We start from the raw sequence: 22433 nt of genomic DNA, 5'->3' as shown, positions 1-22433 counted from the left end.
CCAGAAAACTGGCCAGGATTGCGTGGGGCGTATTCAAGAGTGGCAAGGAATTCGACCCAGCCATGCTGAAGGTAGGCCAAGCCTGCTTCCAACAGGCTTGACCACGAACATAGGATCTCGGCTCTACCCCTCCCCCACCGGTTCGCGCTAGAGTGAATGGGCGGTGCCCAGGGGGACGCCGCACCTGGCAGCCGCCGTGCGGGCTGCCTGCCTCATCCATGCCCCAACGTAGTTTTTCCGTCGACAGGATGGTCCGGGAGAAAGACGAATGCTGGTAGGCACGTACAACCCGTGGCTGGTAGCCGTTTCGCTGCTGGTCGCCGTGATGGCGTCGTACACCGCGCTGGCCATGGCCGGCCGCACGGTCACCGCGCCCGGCAAAGGGGCTGCCTGGTGGTGGCGGCTGGGGGGTGGTTTCGCCATGGGCCTGGGCATCTGGTCCATGCATTTCATCGGCATGCTCGCCTTCGACCTGCCCATTCCGCTGGGCTACGACCTGCCGATCACCCTGCTTTCTCTAGGCATGTCCATCGCCACCTCGGTGTTCGCGCTGTGGCTGGTGTCGCTGCGCACGCTGCCACATCCGCGCCTGGCCGGTGGCGCGATACTGATGGGCATCGGCATCGCCGGCATGCATTACGTCGGCATGGCCGCCCTGCGCATGAACCCGGGCATCGACTACGCCCCGGCCTGGCTGGCACTGTCGCTGCTGGTGGCCGTGGCTGCCTCGTGGGTGGCGCTGTACGTGGCTTTCCGCCTGCGCGCGCAGCACACCCGCAGCGTCGGCCGGCTCGCGGCCGCCGGCCTGCTCGGCCTGGCCATCGTCGGCATGCACTACACCGGCATGGCTGCCGCCCGCTTCCCCGAAGGCAGTGTCTGCGGCGCGGCCGTTGGCGATGGCCTGCAGAACACCTGGCTGGCGATGATGGTGGTGGTGCTCACCGTGGCCATCCTCGCGATGGTGCTGGTCGTGTCCTGGATGGACCAGCGGGTGGAAGCACAACTGCTGCGCCTGCGCAACTCGATGCTGAGCACCTCGTTGACCGATGCCCAGCAGGAACTGACCCAGGCCGCCCTGCATGATCCGCTGACCCGCCTGCCGAACCGGCTGCTGCTGCAGCGGGGCATCGTGCAGGCGCTGGCCGAGGCCGAACAGGGCGGCAGCCGGTTCGCGGTGATGTTCATGGACCTCGATGGCTTCAAGCAGGTCAACGATGCCTATGGCCACCAAGCCGGCGATGCGCTGCTGGTGGCGGTGGCCGAACGCACCCGCCAGCTGCTGCGGCCCAACGACCTGCTGGCCCGGCTGGGCGGCGATGAATTCGTGCTGGTGGTGCGCATCGAGCACGACGAGGACCTGCCCACCCTGGCCCGGCGCATCCTGCAGGCGGTGGGCAGCGCCCCGCTCCTGCCCGACAGCGAGCTGCAGGTGACCGCCAGCATCGGCGTGGCGATCTGCCCCGACCATGCCGCCAGCGAGCGGCAGCTGATGGCCTTTGCCGATGCGGCGATGTACCAGGCCAAGGAGTCGGGCCGCAACGCCTTCGTGCTGTTCGCCGACTGGATGAACGACAGCGCCGAGCAGCAATTCCGCCTGCTGGCCGACCTGCGCAAGGCAATCAACAGCGACCAGCTGTTCCTGCACTACCAGCCGAAGATCCAGGTGTCCACGCAGAAGGTGGCCGGTGCCGAGGCGCTGATCCGCTGGCGCCATCCCGAGCACGGGTTGATCCCGCCGGACCGCTTCATCCGCCTGGCAGAGCGCAGTGGCACCATCAACGAGATCGGCCGCTGGGCGCTGGACCAGGCCTGTGCGCAGCTGCGCCGCTGGCACGACGCCGGCCATGAGGGCTGGTCGATATCGGTCAACCTGTCGCCGGTGCAGTTCGGCTCGCCGCACCTTCTGCAGGACGTGACCGAGGTGCTCGAGCGCCACCGCATCGCCCCGCGGCAGCTGGTGCTGGAAATCACCGAAAGCACAGTGATGCGCGATACCGACACCAGCCTGCGCCTGCTGCAGGCGCTGTCGGCACTGGGCGTGGGCGTTTCCATCGATGACTTCGGCACCGGCTATTCCAGCCTGCTGTACCTGAAGCGTCTGCCGGCCACCGAGATCAAGATCGACCACGCCTTCGTGCGCGACCTGGAACACAGTGCCGAGGACGTGGTGATCGTCTCGGCCATCGTGGCCTTGGGCCACGCGCTGGACATGGACATCGTGGCCGAGGGCGTGGAGACGGCTGCCCAGCGGGCGTACCTGGAGCGGCTGGGCTGCGACTACCTGCAGGGCTTCCTGCTCGGCCGGCCGGTGGATGCCGCCCGCTTCATGCAGCTGCACGACCTGCCGCGGCCACGGGTGGAACTGGCGCAGAGCCCGCCGCCACCGGACCCGGCCTGACGCCGGGCCCGGCCCGGCGCTACCGGGTGCCCGCCTCTGCCTTGGTAGATGCCAACCTTGGTTGGCACGCCCCTTCTCCGCCGGGCATGGCCCGGCGCTACCGCCACCCCGCCGTCACGGAACAGTTCTTGCACGCACCCTGGCAACCCCAGCCGCAGTGCCCGTGATGTCCGAGAACGAAGACGCAGGCGAAAAAACCGAACAACCTACAGAAAAACGCCTGCGTGAAGCCCGTGAGCAGGGCAACATCCCGCGTTCGAAGGAGCTGGCGACCGTGGCCGTGTTCGGCGCGGGCATCATCGCCATCATGGCCAGCAGTGCCTCGCTGGGCGCCGGTGGCAGGGCGTGGATGCGCGCCGCGCTCAGCCCCGAGCCGGCCCTGTGGCAGAACCCGCAACTGCTGTTCGGGCACTTCGGCATGCTGTTCCTGCGCCTGATGATGGCCTGCTGGCCGTTGTTGCTGGTCTGCATCCTGGCCAGCTTCCTGGCGCCCGTGGTGATGGGCGGCCTGCGCTGGTCGAACAAGTCGCTGATGCCCGACCCCAGTCGCCTCAGCCCGCTGTCCGGGCTGAAGCGCATGTGGGGCGCCGAAGCCGTCGCCGAGCTCATCAAATCACTGCTGCGCATGGGGTTTGTCGGGGCCTCTGCCACGCTGGTGTTCGCCGCCAGCTTCGACAGCCTGCGCGGTCTGCTGAACCAGCCACTGGAATCGGCCATCGCCCATGGCCTGGGTTTCACCCTGAAGCTGCTGCTGGCCGCCGCCGGGGCGATGCTGGTGCTGGCCGCCATCGATGCCCCGTACCAGCGCTGGAACTGGACGCGCAAGTTGAAGATGACACGCGAGGAACTGCGCCGGGAAATGAAGGAAAGCGAGGGCAGCCCCGAGGTGAAGGGCCGCATCCGCCACATGCAGCAGCAGCTGGCCAACCGCCGGATGATGGAAGCGGTGCCCACCGCAGACGTGGTGGTGGTCAACCCGACCCACTACGCGGTCGCCCTGAAGTACGAGGGCGGCAGCATGAACGCCCCCACGGTGGTCGCCCTGGGCGTGGACGAAACCGCCCTGCGCATCCGTGAAGTGGCCGACGGCAACAAGGTCGCGATCGTCTCTGCCCCGCCTTTGGCACGCGCCTTGTATCGGGAGGGGCAACTCGGAAAGGAAATTCCCGTGAGACTGTACTCCGCCGTCGCCCAGGTGCTGTCCTACGTCTACCAGCTGCGCAGCTGGCGGACCGGCCCGATGCCGTCCGTCCCGCAGGTGGACGTGGATGAATTCGGCAAGGGAGGCCGCCCGTGAACGCCCAGGCTTCCGGCTTCAACACCCGCCGCGCCCTGGAGATGATCCGCCAGGGCCTTGGCGCGCCGCTGATCGTGCTGGCCCTGCTGGCCATGGTCGTGGTGCCGCTGGCCGCGCCGGTGCTCGATGCACTGTTCACCTTCAACATCGCCATCTCGCTGATGGTGCTGCTGGCGGTGGTCTACGTGAAGCGCCCGCTGGATTTCACGATCTTCCCGATCGTGCTGCTGGTGACCACCATGCTGCGGCTGGCGCTGAACGTGGCGTCCACCCGCGTCATCCTGCTGCACGGCCAGAACGGCCACGAGGCCGCCGGCAAGGTCATCGCCGCGTTCGGTGAATTCGTCATCGGCGGCAACTACGCCGTCGGCATCGTGGTCTTCGCGATTCTCACCATCATCAACTTCGTGGTCATCACCAAGGGCGCCGGGCGCGTCTCGGAAGTGACCGCGCGCTTCATCCTCGACGCCATGCCCGGCAAGCAGATGGCCATCGACGCCGATCTGAACGCCGGTCTGCTGACGCGCGAAGAAGCCAAGACCCGTCGTGAAGAGGTCCGCGAGGAAGCCGACTTCTACGGTGCGATGGACGGCGCCAGCAAGTTCATCCGCGGCGACGCCATCGCCGGCATCCTGATCCTGTTCATCAACATGCTCGGCGGCCTGGCCGTGGGCGTGCTGCAGCATGGCCTGCCGTTCGGCGATGCCGCCGCCACCTACACCCTGCTGTCCATCGGTGACGGCCTGGTGGCGCAGCTGCCGGCACTGCTGATCTCCAGCGCCGTGGCCATGCTGGTTACCCGCGCCTCGCGCTCGCAGGACATGGCCCAGGCCATGACCGGCCAGGTGTTCGGCCAGTACCGCGCCCTGGCGATCACTGCCGGCATCCTCGGCCTGGTCGGCCTCGTGCCGGGCATGCCCAACGTCGCTTTCCTGACGCTGGCCGCTATCCTCGGCTTCATCGCCTGGAAGCTGTACCGCAAGAGCCAGGCGCCGGCTGTCGATCCGGCCGCGGCCGCCGCGGAAGCCGGCCCGTTGAATGCCCTCGGTCGCCCGGCCGCCGCGCCCACCGCCGAACTGAGCTGGGACGAACTGCGCCCGGTCGATCCGCTGGGCCTGGAAGTGGGTTACCGGTTGATTCCGCTGGTGGATGCCAACCAGGGCGGCGAGCTGATGGCGCGCATCAAGGGCGTGCGCCGCAAGCTGACCCAGGACGTGGGATTCCTGATCCCGTCCGTGCACATCCGCGACAACCTGGAACTGCCGGCCAACGGCTACCGCGTGCTGGTGCACGGCGTACCGGTGGCCACCGCCGACATCCACCCCGACCGCGAACTGGCGCTGGACCCCGGCAGCGCGCTGGGCCCGCTGGAAGGCATCGCCGGCAAGGACCCCGCGTTCGGCCTGGATGCCACCTGGATCCAGCCACACCAGCGTGCCCAGGCCGAGACCATGGGCTACACCGTGGTCGACCCGGCCACCGTGGTCGCCACCCATCTGTCGCACCTGATCCGCGAGCACGCGCCGGAACTGCTGGGCCACGAAGAAGTGCAGCACCTGCTGGCCAACCTGGGCAAGAGTGCGCCCAAGCTCGTCGAAGATCTGACGCCGAAGGCGCTGCCGCTGTCGGCCGTGGTGCGCGTGCTGCAGAACCTGCTGGTCGAGCGCATTCCGATCCGCCAGCTGCGCAAGATCGCCGAAGCGCTGGTCGAGCACGCGCCCATGAGCCAGGACCCGGCCACGCTGACCGCTGCCGTGCGCACTGCGCTGGGCCGCTTCATCGTGCAGGAGATCGCCGGAATGTCGGCGGAGCTGCCGGTGTTCACCCTCAACCCGCAATTGGAACGTGTCTTGCAGGAGTCCACGCAGGGCAACGGCGCCGCGCTGGAACCCGGACTCGCAGAGCGACTGCACCAGAGCCTGGCCGAATGTGTCAGCAAGCAGGAAGCGCGAAACGAGCCGGCGGTCGTGCTGGTACCGGGCCCGGTGCGCGCCGCGCTGGCCCGCCTGGTCCGCCACAGCGTTCCGTCGCTGTCGGTCCTGGCCTACAGCGAGGTGCCGGAAGACAAGCGCCTGAAACTGGTCGGAACGATCAGCTGACGCCCGCCAACCGCGCGCCAGTAAACAGACACCACTTTCAAACCGCAGTACACGACAGATTCCAAGGGGAACCCGAACCGTGCAGACCACCGACCACCCGCGTTCCTCGACCGCCACTCCGCCGACTTCGTCCCGTGACCACAGCATGAAAATCAAACGATTCGTCGCCGCCGACATGCGCTCGGCCATGAACCTGGTGCGCAAGGAACATGGCCCCGACGCCGTGATCCTGTCCAACCGCCGGATCGAGGAAGGCGTGGAGATCGTCGCTGCCGCACATTACGACGAGAGCGCCGTGCAGCGTGCACTGGAAGCCTCGCGCCGCGAGATCGCCCCGCCGCCACCGAAGCCGCGCACTGCAGCCGACGCCGTGATCGCTGCGGTGACCCGCCGTCGCACAGCACCTCCGGCCGCCGAGCCGGTGGCCGCCACCACCTCGGCCGTCGCCGCCCTCGCCCGCGCCGCCGTCGGCGCCACCGGCCGCACTCTGGACAGCGCCGACGAGATCGTGCCGACCCGCGGCAGCACCGGCTTCGCCGCTGCCCTGGCTCGCGCCAGCGTCAACGAATCGACACTGCCGGAACAGATCTTCGCCCCGTACGCCGACGCCATCGTGGCACCGCCGGCCAGCGCCGCCGTGGTGGCCGCCGTGCCGATCAACCGCGCCCGCTTCCTGATCGACCCGCCGCTGGAAGACGAAGCCGCCGCCCTGCCGCCGCCGCTGCCGGCCCCGGCCGTCGCCGCGCTCCCGGCCTACGCCGCGGTCGAATCCGCAGTCGTGCCGGCCGTTGCCGTGACCGCCTCCATCGAGGCGCCGGCCGCCGGGGCGCCCGCCAATGATGTGGCGCCGCTGGCCGACGCTTTGCCGAACCCGGCACCGGCACCGCAGCTGGCGCCGGCCCCGGTACTGACCATGGTCGCCGCCGATGACGGCGAGATCCGCCAGCTGCGCCATGAAGTGGCCGGCATGCGCCAGGTCATCGAGCGCGAGATGAACCGCTTCACCGATGAGCGCCTGCGCGGCAGCGCAGTGCGTGCCGCCGCCCTGGACCTGATGGACGAGTACGGCTTCGACGCCGGGCTGTCGCGCGACGTGGCCATGCAGATCCCGCTGGGAACCGAGGCCCACCGCGGCCGTGGCCTGATGCTGGGCCTGATCTCGCGCAAGCTGCCGATCGCCCCGGTCGATCCACTGCAGGAAGGCGGCGTGATCGCCCTGGTTGGCCCGACCGGTGCCGGCAAGACCACCACCATCGCCAAGCTGGCCTCGCGGTTCGCCGAGAAGCACGCGCCGCGTGACGTCGCCCTGGTGACCACCGACACGATGCGCGTCGGCGCCCGTGAGCAGCTGTACGGCTACGGCCGCCAGCTCGGCATCGCCGTCCACGAGGCCAACAGCGGCACCGACCTGGACCAGCTGCTGGAGCGCCTGCAGGACTACAAGCTGGTGCTGATCGACACCGCCGGCCTCGGCCCGCGCGACCGCGCACTGGCGGCCCAGCTGCAGTGGCTGCGGGCTGCCCGCCAGGTGCGCACCCTGCTGGTGCTGCCGGCCAACACCAGCTTCAGTGATATGGACGATGTGGTCCGCCGCTTCGGCGCGGCCAACCTGCAGGGCCTGGTGCTGAGCAAGCTGGACGAGACCGGCCGCTTCGGCAACGCCCTGTCGGTGGCCGTCGACCACGCCCTGCCGATCACCTGGGTGACCGATGGCCAGGACGTCCCGGAGGACCTGCACCGGGCCAGTGCAGCCAATCTTGTACTTCGCCTTGAAGATTTGCGCCGAGCGGCCGATATGCCCTGCAACCCGGAGTTGAACCATGCCGTCGCGTGAGTACGCCAAGCTGACCAATACCTTCCCGCTGTCGGCGACCCGCAGCGCGCCGCTCGGCCCTGTCCGCACCATTGCGGTGAGCGGCGGCAAGGGCGGCGTGGGCAAGACCAACGTGTCGGCCAACCTGGCCGTGGCGTTGGCGGGCATGGGCAAACGCACCCTGCTGCTGGACGCCGACCTGGGGCTGGCCAACATCGACGTCATCCTCGGCCTGAACCCGAAGTTCACCCTGGCTGACCTGGTGGCCGGCCGCTGCAGCCTGGACGACGTGATCATCGAGGGCCCCAACGGGGTACTGGTGGTGCCGGCCGCCTCGGGCCGCCGGCACATGGCCGAACTGGCCCCGGCCGAGCACGTCGGCCTGGTCAACGTGTTCTCCGAACTGGAACGCGAGCTGGACATCATGGTGGTGGACACCGCTGCCGGCATCACCGATGGCGTGCTGACCTTCTGCCAGGCCGCGCAGGACACCGTGGTGGTGGTCTGCGATGAGCCGGCCTCGATCACCGACGCCTATGCGCTGATCAAGGTGCTCTCGCGCGAACGCGGCGTGGACCGCATCCAGGTGGTGGCCAACATGGTGCGCGACCCCAACGAAGGCCGCGTGCTGTACGAAAAGCTGACCCGCGTCTGCGAGAAGTTCCTCGCCGATGTCTCGCTGAACTACCTGGGCTGCGTGCCGCAGGATGACTGGCTGCGCCTGTCGGTGCAGCGTCAGCAGCCGGTGGTCAAAGCCTACCCGTCCAGCCCGGCCGCACTGGCGATCACCGAGATCGCCCGCCGCACCGCCCGCTGGCAGGCGCCGACCGAACCGCGTGGCGGCGTCGAGTTCTTCCTCGAACGCATCCTCAAGCAGCGTGGGGTGACCGTATGAAGGGTGCAGCCCAGTACAAGGAAGTCCAGCGCGCCAGCGCGACCGATGTCATCGCCCAGCACTCCGACCTGGTGCGGCGCATTGCCCACCACCTGGCGGCACGCCTGCCGGCCAGCGTCGAGGTGGACGACCTGATCCAGGCCGGCATGATGGGCCTGATCGAAGCCTCGCGCAGCTACGACGCCGACCAGGGCGCGTCGTTCGAGACCTACGCCTCGATCCGCATCCGTGGCTCGATGATCGACGAGATCCGCCGTGGCGACTGGGTGCCGCGCTCGGTGCACCGCCGTGCCCGCGACGCCGCCGCCACCATCCGCCGGCTGGAGCAGAGCAGCGGCCGCGCCGCCAGCGCCACCGAGGTGGCCGCGGCGATGGACATGCCCCTGCCCGAGTACCTGCGGCTGATGGAAGACGCCTCGCGTGGCCAGGTGCTGAGCCTGGAATCGCGCATCGAGGACCAGGGCGAGCTGGACACGGTCGCCCAGGGCGGCCCGACCCCGCAACAGGTGCTGGAACGCGGTGAGTTCGGCCGCGAGCTGGGCAAGGCCATCGGCCATCTGCCCGAGCGCGAACAGCTGGTGCTCTCGCTGTACTACGAGCAGGAGCTGAACCTGAAGGAGATCGGCGCGGTGCTGGGCGTGAGCGAATCGCGGGTCTGCCAGATCCACGGCCAGGCCGTGCTGCGCCTGCGCGGCCGGTTGAAGGTATTCGAGGCGGCCGACGCCGGCCTTGAGCAATGAACGTGCGCGAGGCGGCTGCCCCCGGCCGCCCGCAGTGAACAACAAAGGAACTCTGCTTTGAACAAGAACATGCGCATCCTGATCGTCGATGACTTCTCGACCATGCGTCGCATCGTCAAGAACCTGCTGGGCGATCTGGGCTTCACCAATACCGCCGAAGCCGAGGACGGGCATGCCGCGCTGTCGATGCTGCAGAGCCAGCCGTTCGATTTCGTGGTCACCGACTGGAACATGCCGGTGATGACCGGCATCGAGCTGCTCAAGGCGATCCGCGCCGATGCCAAGCTGAAGACGTTGCCGGTGCTGATGGTGACCGCCGAAGCCAAGCGTGAGCAGATCATCGAAGCGGCCCAGAGCGGCGTCAACGGCTACATCATCAAGCCGTTCACCGCGCAGACCCTGGAAGAGAAGCTCGGCAAGATCTTCGAACGCCTGGCAGCGAGCGCCTGATGAACGCCCAGGTCGACAGAAGCGCCCTCGCCCTGCGCCTGCAGGAGGCCCTGGATGCACTGGAATCGGGTGACGAGACCGCCTGGCGCCAGCGCATCGACAGCTTGGTGGCAGCGCGCACCCAGCCGATGATGAGCGGCCTTTCACGGCTGGCCCGCGAGCTGGGACAGGCGCTGGGCGAACTGCCGACCGTGCCCGACGAGGCCGGCGAGCTGGACGATGCCTGCGCACGCCTGGACCACGTGGTGGCGATGACCGAACAGGCCACCCACCGCACCCTGGACCTGGCCGAGGAATGCCGCGCCCTGACCGAACAGCTGCGTGCCGATGGCCTGCAGCCGGGCCAGGACGCGCAGCTGGAACGTATCCGCCACAACCTGACCGAGATCGCTCTGACCCAGAGCTACCAGGACCTGACCGGGCAGATCATCCGTCGGGTGGTCGGCATCGTCCGCCGCGTGCACGAAGGCTTCGGCGCGCTCGGCCTGCCGCCGGAACAGCATCGCACCGACCCGGACCTTGCCGGGCCGGCACTGAAGGGACTGGACCGCCACGCGGTCTCGCAGAACGACGCCGACGACCTGCTGTCGGACCTGGGGCTGTAAGCATGAGCGCGGTTGCCGACGACATCACTGCCGATTTCATCATCGAGGCCCAGGAAATCCTGGATCGCCTGGGCGAACAGCTGGTGTCGCTGGAACAGGCACCGCAGGACAACGACCAGCTCAACGCGGTCTTCCGCGGCTATCACACGCTGAAGGGCGGCGCCGGCTTCCTCGGCATCACCGCCATGGTCGAACTGTGCCATGCGGCGGAAGAAGCGCTGGGCGCCGCGCGTGCCGGCCAGGCCGTGCTGCAGGCCCATCACTTCGATGCCGCCCAGCAGTCGCTGGATTACCTGCAGTCGATGCTCGACGCAGTGTCGTCGGGCACTGAGCCCGGCTATGCGCCGCCGGAACTGATCGCCCAGTTCGACGTGCACGGCGGCGCCAGCCCCGCCGCGGGCGCCGCCACGGCGGCCGCGCCGGCTGCTGCCGGCGGCGACCTCATCACCGACGACGAGTTCGAGGCGCTGCTCGACCAGCTGCACGGCGGCAACGCCCCGACCGCGGTCGCACCGCCGAAGAAGGCCGACGACGGCCTGATCAGCGAGGACGAGTTCGAAGCCCTGCTCGACCAGCTGCATGGCGGTGCCGTGCCCGGCGCCAAGCCGGTGGCCGAGGTGCCGGTCGCGGCCCCGCCGGCACCGGCACCGACACCGGCTCCGCGTGCGGCGGCCAAGCCGGCGGCGAACAAGCCGGTGGCCGAAGCCGAACACACCGTGCGCGTGGATACCAAGCGCCTGGACGCCATCGTCAACCTGATCGGCGAACTGGTGCTGTCACGCAACCGGCTCAAGACCCTGCGTACCCGCCTGCGCGATGAAGAGCTGGACCGCGCCGTGTCGACGCTGGACATCGCCACCGCCCGCCTGCAGTCGGCGGTCATGCGCACCCGCATGCAACCGGTCGGCAAGGTGTTCTCGCGCTTCCCGAAGGTGGCCCGCGACGTCGCCCGCTCGCTGCAGAAGGAAGTGGACCTGGAGCTGATCGGCGCCGAGACCGAGCTGGACCGCAACCTGGTCGAGGCGCTGGCCGATCCGCTGGTGCACCTGGTGCGCAACGCCATCGACCACGGCGTGGAAATGCCGGACCTGCGCGAAGCGCAGGGCAAGCCGCGGATGGGCCACGTGCGCCTGTCGGCGCAGCAGGAAGGCGACTACGTCAGCATCGAAGTGCAGGACGACGGCGCCGGCATCGACCCGGAAAAGCTGCGCGCCAAGGCCCGCGAGAAGGGCCTGATCGATCCGGAAGCCGCCGCCCGCCTGAGCAGCGAGGAATGCCTGCACCTGGTGTTCCTGCCCGGCTTTTCGACCAAGCAGCAGGTCACCGATATCTCCGGCCGTGGCGTGGGCATGGACGTGGTGCAGTCGCGCATCCGCGAGCTGAGCGGGCAGATCCAGATCCAGTCCGAACTGGGCCGCGGCAGCCGCTTCCTGATCCGCGTCCCGCTCACCCTGGCCATCCTGCCGACCCTGCTGGTGCAGGCCGGCGAGGACGTCTACGCCCTGCCGCTGGCCCGCGTGATGGAAGTGCTGCACGCGCCGCGCACCTCATTGGGCTGGTTTGATGGCCGTGCGGTGCTGGACCGCCGCTCGCACACCCTGCCGCTGGTCGACCTGCGCCAGTGGCTGGATGTGACGCCAGCCGCCTCCACTCTGCTGACCATCGTGGTGCTGCAGGCCGGTGAAACCCGCTTCGGCCTGGTCGTGGACCAGGTGCGCGGCCGCGAGGAAGTGGTGATCAAGCCGCTGCCCAAGGCCCTGCGCGGCCTGCGCGGTTACGCCGGTGCAACCTTGATCGGCGATGGTCGCATGGCCCTGATCCTGGACGTGGACGGCCTGCGCTGAAGCCCCGCCGGGCATGGCCCGGCGCTACCGGGCAACGTGCCGCCCGGCGACCCGAAAACTGTGACTACCGTCTGTACACGATCTACCGGTGTCTCAAGTCCCATTCACACAAGCCGATACCGGACCCATGGATAGACTCAGCCTCATTGGACTCTTTCTCGCCCTGGCGTCGCTGGTCGGCGGCAGCATCCTGAAAGGTGCCGGCCTGGCGTCGCTGTGGTCGCCGGCCGCCTTCGTGATCGTGATCGTCGGCACCGTGGCGTCGATCCTCCTGCACACCGCCCCGGCGGTGTTCAAGCACGCCTTCACGATCGTGCGCTGGGTCGTGCGCCCGCCGCACAGCGACCGCCACGAACTGATCAAGCAGATCGTCGAGTGGAGCAACATCGCCCGCCGCCAGGGCCTGCTGGGCCTGGAAGGGCAGGTGGAAGCGCAGCGCGACCCGTTCCTGCGCAAGGGCCTGCAGCTGCTGGTCGATGGCGTTGAGCCGGAATCGATCCGGCACATGCTGGAAATCGAGCTGAGCGGCCAGGAACGCCAGGACCAGGCCGCGGCCAAGGTCTTCGAGGCCATGGGCATCTATGCACCGACCCTGGGCATCATCGGCGCCGTGCTGGGCCTGATCGCGGTGATGAAAAATCTGGCCGACCCCAGCAAGCTGGGCCACGGCATCGCCGCCGCGTTCACCGCCACCATCTACGGCATCGCCTCGGCCAACCTGCTGTTCCTGCCCATCGCCGCCAAGCTGAAGGGCGTGATCGCGCACAACACCTGCGACCGCGAAATGGTCATCGAAGGCCTGATCGCGATCGCCCAGGGCGAGAACCCGCGCAACATCGAAACCAACCTCACCGGCTTCCTGCACTGACATGGCCCGCCGCAAGCACCACGAAGAGCACGCCAACCACGAGGCATGGGCCATCCCCTATGCCGACCTGATGACGTTGCTGCTCGCCTTCTTCGTGGTCATGTACGCCATTTCCTCGGTCAATGAAGGCAAGTACCGGATCATGGCCGATGCCCTGACCGATGCCTTCGGCGGTGCGCCGCGCACCATCAACCCGGTGCAGGTGGGCAACAAGCAGGTGCAGGGCGGCGGCTGGGACAGCCCCTCGGTCATCAAGTCGGGCACGAAGATCGGCCCGTCCGCACCCGCGCCCACCCACGACCCCACCCTGCTGCCGGCGATGGCCTCGCAGATGCGCATGCCGGTCTCGGTGCACAACCAGGAACAGATCGCGCGCGCCGAGCGCCAGCTCAACAGCATCGCCGACCGCCTGACCGCCGCACTGTCGCCGCTGATCGACCGCGGCATGATCAGCGTGCGCCGCACCGAGCTGTGGATCGAAGTCGAGATCAACAGCGACATCCTGTTCCCGACCGGCTCGGCCGCGCTGGACGTGCACGCACGGCAGACCCTGGCCAGCCTCGCCGAGGTGCTGCGTGACGTGCCCAACAGCGTGCGCGTGGAAGGCCACACCGACGACGTGCCGATCGCCACCGCGACCTTCCCGTCCAACTGGGAGCTCTCGGCCGGTCGCGCCGCCAGCGTAGTGCACCTGTTCGCCGACCAGGGCGTGCAGCCCTCGCGGCTGGCCATGGTCGGCTACGGCCAGTTCCGCCCGCGCGACGCCAATGACAGCGCGCAGGGCCGCAACCGCAACCGGCGGGTGATGGTCATCATCCTGGCCGACACCAGCCATGCCGTCGACCCGCTGGGCGATCGCCTGAATACCGCCGCAGGTAACGGCAATGCCGCTGCAGGCACCGCTACCGAAGCCGCTGCGGCACCACGCAGCGCCCCTGTTTCCCCCATCGCACCGGTGCAGTTGCCGCCGGTGCCGGCTGGCAGCCGCGTCGGCGCCGCCGTTCCCCCGGCAATGAAGGAGTAACCCGATGCGCATCTGGGCAGTCGCCAACCAGAAGGGTGGAGTCGGCAAGACCACCACCACCCTCGCCCTCGGTCGCGGCCTGGCCGCACAGGGCCACCGCGTGCTGTTGATCGACCTGGACCCGCACGCCTCGCTTACCCGCGCCTTCGGCGTGCCGGTCGAGCCGGCGCCGGCCGGCGTGCTGGAACTGTTCGGCGCACCACCAGCCGAGCTGTCCACGCTGAGCCACCCCAGCAGCGTCGGTGGCCTGGACTACGTGTGCGCGCAGGCCGCGCTGGCCACCCTGGAACGGCGCAGCGCCAATCAGCCGGGCCTCGGCCTGGCCCTGCAGAACGCGCTGGCCCGCCACCACGGCCAGCACGACTACATCCTGCTGGACTGCGCGCCGACCCTCGGCCTGCTGATGATCAACGCGCTGGCCGCAGCCGACCGCCTGATCATTCCGACCCAGGCCGAGCCGCTGGCTCTGCACGGCCTGGACGGCATGGTCCGCACCGGCGAAATGGTCGAGCGCTCGCGCCGCCGCCCGCTGCCGATCTCGATCCTGCCGACGCTGTTCGACCGCCGCACCCGTGCCGGCAACGAATCGCTGCGCACCATGCAGGACCGCCATGGCGCCCGCGTGTGGGAAGACGCGATCCCGATCGACACCCGCATCAGCAATGCCGCCGGCCTGACCCTGCCCAGCGTGGGCGAGGACTATCCGGGCCGCGGCCTGGCGGCCTATCGCCGTGCGCTGAACTGGATCCTCGGCGAAGACGCGCGTGCCCTGGAGCAGGCAGCATGAACACCCCCGGCGTGCTGGACGACTATCTGGACGAGCTGCTGGGCGAGGCCATCGCCGTCGCCGCACCGTCGGCGCCGGTCGCCGCCGCGCCCGCGCCTGAGCGCGAACCGACCTGGGACGACCTGCCGGCTGAGGTCATCTACGAGACCGACGACACCGCCGGTAGCGCCGGGCCATGCCCGGCGAGCGCAGCAGCACCCGAACGCGAACCCACCTGGGACGACCTGCCGGCCGAGCTCATCTACGAGACCGACGACACCACCGGTAGCGCCGGGCCATGCCCGGCGAGCGCAGCGGCACCCGAACGCGAACCCACCTGGGACGACCTGCCGGCGGAAGTCATTTACGAGACCGGCGACACCACCGGTAGCGCCGGGCCATGCCTGGCGAGCGCAGCGGCACCCGAACCTGCCGCCGAACCAGACGCCCCCAAGCCCACCTGGGACGACCTGCCGGACGAAGTGATCTACGAAACCGAGAGCGCCGACAGCCATCGCCTGGCGCACACCGACAGCCCTGCCCTGCAGGCCGCCTTCGAGGCCGCCGCCGTAGGCGAGGCCGTTCCGCCCCCGGCGCCGGTCGTGCCCGCAGCGCCCATCCCGGTTGCACCCCGCCCTGCCCCTGCGCCGGTCGCACGCGCCGCCGTCGCACCGCCGCCGCGCGTCGCCCTCGATGCACCGCCCGGCATACGCCCCGGCAGCTGGCAGGAACTGCAGGCGCAGGCCCACCAACCTCCGCACGGTGCCAACCCGCACAACCGCCGCGCCGCCGAACGCACCTCGCGCTGGCTGCGTCTGCGCTGTGGCACCCAGGCCTATGCACTGGAACTGCTGAAGGTGCAGGAAGTGGTGCTGCCCGTACCGCTGCTGCCGCTGCGCGGCACGGCCCCGGCCATGCTCGGCATCATGAACCTGCGTGGCCAGGTAGTGCCGGTGATGGACCTGGGCATCCACCTGGGCGCGGCTACCGCTGAGGACGATGCGCAGACCCGCATCGTGGTGCTGGAAGAGAACGGTGAAACCCTCGGCCTGCGCGTTTCCGCAGTCGAGGACGTGGCCAGCCTCACCGATTCGCAGATCGAACCGCCCGATACCGCGCGCATCTGCCAGATCTCCAACGAGCTGTTCCGCGGCGTGGCCCGCATCAGCCAGCGGCCGATGATCCTGCTCGATGCGACCCGGTTGTTGGGTTGAGCCCCATCCACGCATGGCGTGGATCTACTGAACGCGCCCGCGTGGATACGCCGCCAATCGATTCAACCCTAAAGAACCCCTGCCGGGTGCCGTTATGGATCTCGGAACCGTTTGTCCGGAGCAACGATGAGCACTGTCGAACTGGGTGACGATCTCGGCATCGAGAACAGCACCGAGCTCAAGAACCGCCTTTCGCCCCTCGTGGCGGAAGCAGGCGACCTGACCCTGGACGCAAGCCAGGTCGGTCGCATCCACACGGCCAGCGTGCAGGTGCTGTGTGCGTTCGTGCAGGCGCGCCGCGACGCGGGCCTGGGCACCGGCTTCCACGGTTGCACTGCAACCTTCCGTGACGCCGCCCGCCTGTTGGGCGTCACCCAGGCCCTGGGCCTGGACGTACCCCATGACAACCTGAAATCTGTGGAGAACGCTGCATGAGCGCACGTATCTTGGTGGTGGACGATTCGGCGTCGATGCGCCAGATGGTTTCCTTCGCCCTCACCTCGGCCGGTTTTGCCGTCGAAGAAGCCGAAGACGGCGCGGTCGCGCTCGGTCGCGCCAAGGGCCAGCGTTTCAACGCGGTGGTCACCGACGTCAACATGCCGAACATGGACGGCATCAGCCTGATCCGCGAGCTGCGCCAGCTGCCGGACTACAAGTTCACCCCGATGCTGATGCTGACCACCGAGTCGGCTGCGGACAAGAAGTCCGAAGGCAAGGCCGCCGGTGCCACCGGCTGGCTGGTCAAGCCGTTCAACCCCGAACAGCTGGTCGCCACTGTGCAGAAGGTGCTGGGCTGATCGCCCGGCACCCCTGAACCGCCCCTACCCCACGTTTCCGGATTGCCTCTGCCATGAGCATGGACCTGCAACGCTTCCACGCCACCTTCTTCGAGGAGAGCCGCGAAGGCCTCGACGCGATGGAGGCCGGCCTGCTGGCCCTGGAATCGGGGCAACAGGACGCGGAGATCATCAATTCGGTGTTCCGCGCCGCCCACTCCATAAAGGGGGGCGCCGGCACCTTCGGCTTCGATGCGATCGCCGGCCTGACCCACGTGCTGGAAACGCTGCTCGATGAGCTGCGTGCCGGCAAGCGTGCGCTGGAACCGGCTGCGGTGGACGCGATGCTGTCCTCGGTGGACGTGCTGCGCGCCCTGCTGCGCGAAGCCGAGCACGGCCAGGCTGCGGATCCGGCCGCCGTCGCTGCGGTGAAGGCGCGCCTCGAAGCAGTGCTGTCCGGCCAGGTGGCCGCCAGCGCTCCGGCCGCTGCCGAAGCCAAGGTCGACGATACGCCCGAAGCCTGGCAGATCGGCTTCACCCCGGCGCCGTCTCTGTTCATGAGCGGCAACGACCCGCTGCGCATCATCCGCGAACTGGAACACCTGGGTTCGCTGCAGGTGGCCGCGCGCATGGAGCGCCTGCCCGGCTTCGCCCATCTCGACCCGCTCGAGGCCCACCTGGCGTGGGACCTGGGCCTGGTCGGCAAGGTGCCGCGCAGCAAGATCGAAGACACCTTTGCCTGGGTGCTGGACGACTGCGAACTGGACATCCGTCCGGCTGCGCCGCCGAGCCTGGCCACCCAGGCCCCCGCTGCACCCGTTGTTGCCCCTACCACCGCCGCTGCACCGGCGGCTGCAGCCGCCCCCGCCGCGCCGGCCGCCAGTGGCGGTGGCGCACAGGAAGCCGAAACCTCGATCCGCGTCAGCGTGGACAAGGTCGACGCTCTGATCAACCTGGTCGGCGAACTGGTCATCACCCAGGCCATGCTCAAGCAGGTCTCGCACGCACTGGACCCGGTACATGCCGAAAGCCTGTTCGCCGGCCTGGACCAGCTTGAACGCAACACCCGCGACCTGCAGGAAGCGGTGATCGGCGTGCGCATGCTGCCGGTCGATGCGGTGTTCCGCCGCTTCCCGCGCCTGGTCCGTGACCTCTCGACCCGCCTCGGCAAGCAGGTGCGCCTGCGCACCATCGGCGAAGGCACCGAACTGGACAAGGGCCTGATCGAGAAGATCGCCGATCCGCTGGTCCACCTGGTCCGCAACTCGATCGACCACGGCCTGGAAATGCCGGACGTGCGCCGTGACGCGGGCAAGGACGAGACCGGTACGATCACCCTGGCCGCTTCGCACCAGGGCGGCCACATCGTCATCGAAGTCAGCGACGACGGCCGCGGCCTGAACCGCGACAAGATCCTGGCCAAGGCGCAGGAACGCGGCCTGGCTGTACCGGACAACCCGACCGATTCGCAGGTCTGGGACCTGATCTTCCAGCCCGGCTTCTCCACCGCCGATGCGGTGACCGATCTGTCCGGGCGTGGCGTGGGCATGGACGTGGTCCGCCGCAACATCCAGGCACTGGGTGGCGAAGTTCAGATCGAAAGCAGCCTGGGCAGTGGTACGCGCACGCTGATCCGCCTGCCGCTGACCCTGGCCATCCTCGACGGCATGACCGTGGCGGTGGCCGGTGAAACCCTGATCCTGCCGCTGGCGTATGTGCTGGAAGCCCTGCAGCCGCAGCCCGAGGACATCCGCAGCATGGCCGGCGAAGGCCGCGTGCTGCGCGTGCGCGGCGAGTACCTGCCGATCCTCTCGCTGAGCGAGTACTACGGCTATGGCGCCCGCAGCGCCAACAGCGAATCGCTGGTGGTGGTGGTTGAAGGCGATGGGCAGAAGATCGCGCTGGAAGTGGACGAACTGGTCGGCCAGCAGCAGGTGGTGGTGAAGAATATCGAGAACAACTACCGCCGCATCGGCGGGGTGTCCGGCGCCACCATCCTCGGCGACGGCCGTGTCGCCCTGATCGTCGACATCGGTGGCCTGGTGCGCTCGCTGCGCGTGCCGCAGGCCGCCTGACCCACCGCACCGCGCTGTCCCCGAACCGCCGCCCTCAGGGGCGGCGGTTTTCGTTTGCGCGCGCTTCAATCACGCTGAACGCATTGTGTGACATTGGTCGTGCCAGCGGTTGCACCTGAAACCAGCTGCGCGGGCCAGGGCAATGGCGCTGCAACGCTTTCCACATCGGCTTGCCGGGCAATTGACTGTGACATTGATCTTAAAGTCCTCACCCCTGACGCCGCTATCTGTCTGTGACGGCCGTCACTATCGAGACGCCCAGCCACGCCGTTACGCATTGCCCCTTCCAAGGCCGCCCGCGCGCGGCTCCACTGTCACCTGGAGCATTTCATGAAGTGGTTCCACGATCTGCCCATCGCCCGCAAGCTGGCGCTGGGTTTCACTTTGACCACCCTGATGACGGTGGTCCTGGGCGCGTTTGCGCTGCTGCGCCTCTCCGAAGCCAATGCACAGCTGGGCTCGATGGCGACCAACGACATGCCCTCTCTGCAGCACCTGGGCGAGGCGCGCTCGCTGCTGGGCGAGTTCCGCACTTACGAGATGGCCCTGCTGACCATGCTGGACCAGCCTGACCGGGTTGCCGACTACAACAAGCGCATGGATGACACCGCGCAGACGGTACGCGATGAGTTGGCGGCCTACGCCGTCATTCCTGCCAGTGACGCCGAGCGCGCGCTGTTCACGCCGGTGAAAGCCGACGTAGATGCCTATCTCGCTGCCAATGCCAGGCTGCGTGAAGCAGTGAACAGCGGCGACGCCGCGCTGGCACAGCAGATTTCCGACGAGCAATCGCGGCCGGCACGGCGCAAGGCGTTCGATGACCTGAAGGCTCTGAGCGGATTCCTCAGCAAGCAGATGCAGGGCAAGATCGAAGGCGCCAACGCCACCCACCGCAACAGCATCATCGCCGTGGTCAGCTGCGTGGTACTGCTGTCCCTGCTCGCAGCCGCACTGGCCATCGTCATCTCCCGCGCGGTCACCGGCCCGCTTGGCAAGGCACTTACCGCCATACAGGCCGTCGCTCGCGGCGATCTCAGCGTCAACACCCAGGCCACCAGCCAGGATGAGGCCGGTCGCATGCTCGCCGCGACCAGCGAGATGACCGCCATGCTGCGCCGCTTCTCAGAGCAGACCCAGCTGATGGCGCAGATGCATGCCGGCCCTGACATCAGCCATCGCATCCCTGAAGATTTCCCCGGTGTCTACGGCCAGCTGGCCGGCGGCATCAACACGGTCATCTTCGAACACCTGGATGCCATCGTTGATGCCATCGACGTACTCAACCAGTACGCCGTCGGCAACCTTGCCCCGGACGCACGGCGCCTGCCGGGCAGCCGCGCCATCCTCCACGAATCGATGGATGCTGCCAAGGCCAGCCTGCTGGCCATCAACACGCAGATCCAGCAGCTGGCCAACGCTGCGGCCACCGGTGACTTCAGCCAGCGCGGTGATGCCAACCGCTTCGACCATGACTTCAAGATGATGATCGAGCAGCTGAACTCGATGATGCAGGTGACCGATGGCAACCTGGGCCAGCTCTCGCAGCTGCTGCAGGCCATCGCCGAAGGCGACTTGACGGCACGCATGGACGGCCAGTTCCATGGCGTGTTCGCCCGCATGCGTGACGATGCCAATGCCACCGTGTCCCAGCTTACCCAGATCGTTGGCCAGATCCAGGCCAGCGCCGGCAGCATCACCCTGGCCGCCGGCGAGATCGCCTCGGGAAACAGCGACCTGTCGCGCCGTACCGAACAGCAGGCCGCCAACCTGGAAGAGACCGCGGCATCGATGGAGGAACTCACCTCCACCGTGAAGCAGAACGCCGAGCACGCCCGTCAGGCCAATCAGCTGGCCATCGGTGCACACGGCGTCGCTTCGCAGGGCGGCGAAGTGGTCGGCCAGGTGGTCGTCACCATGTCGGCCATCGAGGCGTCATCGAAGAAGATCGCCGAAATCATCTCGGTGATCGACGGCATCGCCTTCCAGACCAACATCCTGGCGCTGAATGCCGCAGTGGAAGCGGCGCGTGCCGGTGAACAGGGCCGCGGCTTTGCCGTGGTCGCAAGCGAAGTGCGCACCCTCGCCCAGCGCTCGGCCGCCGCCGCCAAGGAGATCAAGGGTCTGATCGATGATTCGGTCGGCAAGGTCGCCGAAGGGTCCAGCCTGGTCCACCAGGCCGGCAGCACCATGGGCGAGATCGTCGCCTCGGTGCAGCGCGTCACCGACATCATGGCCGAGATCTCCGCGGCTTCGCAGGAACAGTCGGCCGGCATCGAGCAGGTCAACCAGACCGTGGTGCAGATGGACGAAACCACCCAGCAGAACGCCGCACTGGTGGAAGAAGCCACGGCCGCCGCACGGGCGATGGAAGACCAGGCGGCGCAGCTGGGCGAAGCCGTGGCCCGTTTCCGTCTTGCCACGCCTGGCCTGAGCGCTCCCGCACCGCGTGCCATTGACGCAAGTCCGGTGGCGCGCAAGTCCACCGCAGTTGCCACGCCAGCCCCGGCGCGGGTCCGCAAGCCGGTGGCGCAGCCTGCGCTGGCCGGTGACGGCGACTGGCAGGAGTTCTGAACCACAGCGGGTCCGGTTGCAGCATGACCGGACCCGCATCAAGGCGGCGGCACCGTCCATGGAAAGTGATGCTTTTCACACTTCATAATCGCCGACCCCGGCCGATACACCTCTCAAGCCACGCGCCAGCGCGTATCGGCCCCCGCCCCAGAACCAAGATTCCATGTCCGACGGCCACGACAACGACCAGCACGATGCCCACGCGGCCGACGCCGCCGACGAACGCTTCCTGGTGCGCAACCCTCGCCAGCTGCGGCAGCTGCTGCGCTCGCTGATCGACCAGCGTTCGCTGATCAACGCCCACATCGACGGCCGTGATCGTTCCTTTCCGACCGCCCTGCTCGACCTGGACGAGGACGACGAGGTACTGCTGCTCGATGGCAGCCTGCAGGAAGCCTCCAACCGCGCCGCCGAAGAGGCCGATCACCTGCTCTGCTTCGCCCAGCTGGATCGGGTGCTGGTGCGCTTCCGCCTGCACGACCTGCAGCGGGTCGACAACGAGGGGCACGTGGCCTTCCGCGCTCCCCTGCCCGAAGAACTGGTGCACCTGCAGCGGCGCGAGCTGTACCGACTGGAGACCCCCATCACCGACTCGCCGCAGCTGGCCCTGCCCGCCGGCGAAGTGGGCAGCGAGGCGCTGTCGATGCGCGTGGTCGACATCAGCGGTGGCGGCCTCGCCGTAACCGTGCCCAGCGACTGCGCGGTGTTCAGCCTGCAGAAGCGCTACAACGCCGTGCTGTCGATGCCCGATGGCCCGGACCTGCAGATCACGCTGGTGGTCTGCAACATGCTGCCGCAGCGGCAACCCAACGGCATCGAGGTCAAGCGCATCGGCATGCGGTTCGACGACCTGCCGCGCGGAGGCGACAGCGCCATCCAGCGTTACATCTTCCGCATCGACCGCCAGCGCAAGGCACGCCAGAACGGCGAGATGTAAGGGGTAGCGGCGGGGGGGGGGCCCCCGGGGGCGCCCCCCCCCCCCCGGCCGGGGCGGCGGG

18 protein-coding genes and 1 pseudogene are annotated in these 22433 nt (G+C 68.4%); all 19 read left to right on the top strand.

Features of this window, described 5'->3' with window-relative positions; translation table 11 throughout:
• A pseudogene (locus FJU31_RS19675) lies at positions 1 to 101 on the top strand (IS110 family transposase); the annotation flags it as partial.
• Positions 102 to 268: 167 nt separating this feature from the next.
• The gene (locus FJU31_RS17185) at positions 269 to 2398 is read left to right on the top strand and encodes a putative bifunctional diguanylate cyclase/phosphodiesterase (protein WP_150455821.1); all 2130 of its coding nucleotides are present in this window, start codon (positions 269 to 271) and stop codon (positions 2396 to 2398) included.
• Positions 2399 to 2564: 166 nt separating this feature from the next.
• Positions 2565 to 3695 (top strand): flagellar biosynthesis protein FlhB, encoded by a 1131-nt coding sequence (gene flhB, locus FJU31_RS17180; protein ID WP_150455820.1) that lies wholly within the window; start codon positions 2565 to 2567, stop codon positions 3693 to 3695.
• 41 nt (positions 3696 to 3736) lie between these two features.
• On the top strand, positions 3737 to 5794 hold the full coding sequence (gene flhA / locus FJU31_RS17175) for a flagellar biosynthesis protein FlhA (RefSeq protein ID WP_188115525.1): 2058 nt from the start codon (positions 3737 to 3739) through the stop codon (positions 5792 to 5794).
• A gap of 145 nt (positions 5795 to 5939) precedes the next feature.
• Positions 5940 to 7628, top strand: a complete 1689-nt coding sequence (locus FJU31_RS17170) for an AAA family ATPase (protein WP_150455818.1) — start codon at positions 5940 to 5942, stop codon at positions 7626 to 7628.
• Complete coding sequence (locus FJU31_RS17165; RefSeq protein ID WP_150455817.1) at positions 7615 to 8502, top strand: MinD/ParA family protein; 888 nt, start codon at positions 7615 to 7617, stop codon at positions 8500 to 8502. The genes FJU31_RS17170 and FJU31_RS17165 overlap by 14 nt, the downstream gene beginning before the upstream one ends.
• The gene (locus FJU31_RS17160; RefSeq protein WP_108768785.1) at positions 8499 to 9242 is read left to right on the top strand and encodes an RNA polymerase sigma factor FliA; all 744 of its coding nucleotides are present in this window, start codon (positions 8499 to 8501) and stop codon (positions 9240 to 9242) included. The genes FJU31_RS17165 and FJU31_RS17160 overlap by 4 nt, the downstream gene beginning before the upstream one ends.
• Before the next feature lie 57 nt (positions 9243 to 9299).
• Positions 9300 to 9692: a chemotaxis response regulator CheY gene (gene cheY, locus FJU31_RS17155; RefSeq protein WP_053520063.1), complete on the top strand. Its 393-nt coding sequence runs from the start codon at positions 9300 to 9302 to the stop codon at positions 9690 to 9692.
• Positions 9692 to 10297 carry a protein phosphatase CheZ gene (locus FJU31_RS17150; RefSeq protein ID WP_150455816.1) on the top strand — a complete coding sequence of 202 codons (606 nt, stop codon included), beginning with the start codon at positions 9692 to 9694 and terminating at the stop codon, positions 10295 to 10297. Before cheY ends, FJU31_RS17150 begins: the two co-directional genes overlap by 1 nt.
• Before the next feature lie 2 nt (positions 10298 to 10299).
• Positions 10300 to 12141, top strand: coding sequence for a chemotaxis protein CheA (locus tag FJU31_RS17145; protein WP_150455815.1), 1842 nt, complete (start codon positions 10300 to 10302; stop codon positions 12139 to 12141).
• 127 nt (positions 12142 to 12268) lie between these two features.
• On the top strand, positions 12269 to 13009 hold the full coding sequence (locus FJU31_RS17140) for a flagellar motor protein (protein ID WP_150455814.1): 741 nt from the start codon (positions 12269 to 12271) through the stop codon (positions 13007 to 13009).
• 1 nt (position 13010) lies between these two features.
• A complete protein-coding gene (gene motD, locus FJU31_RS17135) occupies positions 13011 to 14033 on the top strand; it encodes a flagellar motor protein MotD (protein WP_150455813.1) in 1023 nt (340 codons plus the stop codon).
• Positions 14034 to 14037: 4 nt separating this feature from the next.
• Positions 14038 to 14820: a ParA family protein gene (locus tag FJU31_RS17130; RefSeq protein WP_150455812.1), complete on the top strand. Its 783-nt coding sequence runs from the start codon at positions 14038 to 14040 to the stop codon at positions 14818 to 14820.
• Positions 14817 to 16013: a chemotaxis protein CheW gene (locus FJU31_RS17125; protein ID WP_150455811.1), complete on the top strand. Its 1197-nt coding sequence runs from the start codon at positions 14817 to 14819 to the stop codon at positions 16011 to 16013. The genes FJU31_RS17130 and FJU31_RS17125 overlap by 4 nt, the downstream gene beginning before the upstream one ends.
• Before the next feature lie 126 nt (positions 16014 to 16139).
• Complete coding sequence (locus FJU31_RS17120; RefSeq protein ID WP_150455810.1) at positions 16140 to 16448, top strand: STAS domain-containing protein; 309 nt, start codon at positions 16140 to 16142, stop codon at positions 16446 to 16448.
• The gene (locus tag FJU31_RS17115) at positions 16445 to 16810 is read left to right on the top strand and encodes a response regulator (RefSeq protein ID WP_070207889.1); all 366 of its coding nucleotides are present in this window, start codon (positions 16445 to 16447) and stop codon (positions 16808 to 16810) included. Before FJU31_RS17120 ends, FJU31_RS17115 begins: the two co-directional genes overlap by 4 nt.
• Before the next feature lie 53 nt (positions 16811 to 16863).
• Positions 16864 to 18864: a chemotaxis protein CheA gene (locus FJU31_RS17110; protein WP_150455809.1), complete on the top strand. Its 2001-nt coding sequence runs from the start codon at positions 16864 to 16866 to the stop codon at positions 18862 to 18864.
• A gap of 330 nt (positions 18865 to 19194) precedes the next feature.
• Complete coding sequence (locus FJU31_RS17105) at positions 19195 to 21435, top strand: methyl-accepting chemotaxis protein (protein ID WP_150455808.1); 2241 nt, start codon at positions 19195 to 19197, stop codon at positions 21433 to 21435.
• A 163-nt stretch (positions 21436 to 21598) separates the two neighbouring features.
• Positions 21599 to 22372 carry a flagellar brake protein gene (locus FJU31_RS17100; RefSeq protein WP_150455807.1) on the top strand — a complete coding sequence of 258 codons (774 nt, stop codon included), beginning with the start codon at positions 21599 to 21601 and terminating at the stop codon, positions 22370 to 22372.
• Positions 22373 to 22433: the final 61 nt, after the last annotated feature.

The sequence above is a fragment of the Stenotrophomonas cyclobalanopsidis genome, assembly GCF_008710035.1.
GTDB classification, from domain to species: domain Bacteria; phylum Pseudomonadota; class Gammaproteobacteria; order Xanthomonadales; family Xanthomonadaceae; genus Stenotrophomonas; species Stenotrophomonas cyclobalanopsidis.
The sequence above is the reverse complement of the archived record's forward strand: the minus strand, read 5'-3'. Positions and strand labels throughout refer to the sequence as shown.

Excerpts from the sequence above, each read along its gene's own strand:
- FJU31_RS17185 (WP_150455821.1), top strand. The coding sequence starts at position 269 with ATGCTGGTAGGCACGTACAACCCGTGGCTGGTAGCCGTTTCGCTGCTG.
- flhB (WP_150455820.1), top strand. The coding sequence starts at position 2,565 with ATGTCCGAGAACGAAGACGCAGGCGAAAAAACCGAACAACCTACAGAA.
- flhA (WP_188115525.1), top strand. The coding sequence starts at position 3,737 with ATGATCCGCCAGGGCCTTGGCGCGCCGCTGATCGTGCTGGCCCTGCTG.
- FJU31_RS17170 (WP_150455818.1), top strand. The coding sequence starts at position 5,940 with ATGAAAATCAAACGATTCGTCGCCGCCGACATGCGCTCGGCCATGAAC.
- FJU31_RS17165 (WP_150455817.1), top strand. The coding sequence starts at position 7,615 with ATGCCGTCGCGTGAGTACGCCAAGCTGACCAATACCTTCCCGCTGTCG.
- FJU31_RS17160 (WP_108768785.1), top strand. The coding sequence starts at position 8,499 with ATGAAGGGTGCAGCCCAGTACAAGGAAGTCCAGCGCGCCAGCGCGACC.
- FJU31_RS17150 (WP_150455816.1), top strand. The coding sequence starts at position 9,692 with ATGAACGCCCAGGTCGACAGAAGCGCCCTCGCCCTGCGCCTGCAGGAG.
- FJU31_RS17145 (WP_150455815.1), top strand. The coding sequence starts at position 10,300 with ATGAGCGCGGTTGCCGACGACATCACTGCCGATTTCATCATCGAGGCC.
- FJU31_RS17140 (WP_150455814.1), top strand. The coding sequence starts at position 12,269 with ATGGATAGACTCAGCCTCATTGGACTCTTTCTCGCCCTGGCGTCGCTG.
- motD (WP_150455813.1), top strand. The coding sequence starts at position 13,011 with ATGGCCCGCCGCAAGCACCACGAAGAGCACGCCAACCACGAGGCATGG.
- FJU31_RS17130 (WP_150455812.1), top strand. The coding sequence starts at position 14,038 with ATGCGCATCTGGGCAGTCGCCAACCAGAAGGGTGGAGTCGGCAAGACC.
- FJU31_RS17125 (WP_150455811.1), top strand. The coding sequence starts at position 14,817 with ATGAACACCCCCGGCGTGCTGGACGACTATCTGGACGAGCTGCTGGGC.
- FJU31_RS17120 (WP_150455810.1), top strand. The coding sequence starts at position 16,140 with ATGAGCACTGTCGAACTGGGTGACGATCTCGGCATCGAGAACAGCACC.
- FJU31_RS17115 (WP_070207889.1), top strand. The coding sequence starts at position 16,445 with ATGAGCGCACGTATCTTGGTGGTGGACGATTCGGCGTCGATGCGCCAG.
- FJU31_RS17110 (WP_150455809.1), top strand. The coding sequence starts at position 16,864 with ATGAGCATGGACCTGCAACGCTTCCACGCCACCTTCTTCGAGGAGAGC.
- FJU31_RS17105 (WP_150455808.1), top strand. The coding sequence starts at position 19,195 with ATGAAGTGGTTCCACGATCTGCCCATCGCCCGCAAGCTGGCGCTGGGT.
- FJU31_RS17100 (WP_150455807.1), top strand. The coding sequence starts at position 21,599 with ATGTCCGACGGCCACGACAACGACCAGCACGATGCCCACGCGGCCGAC.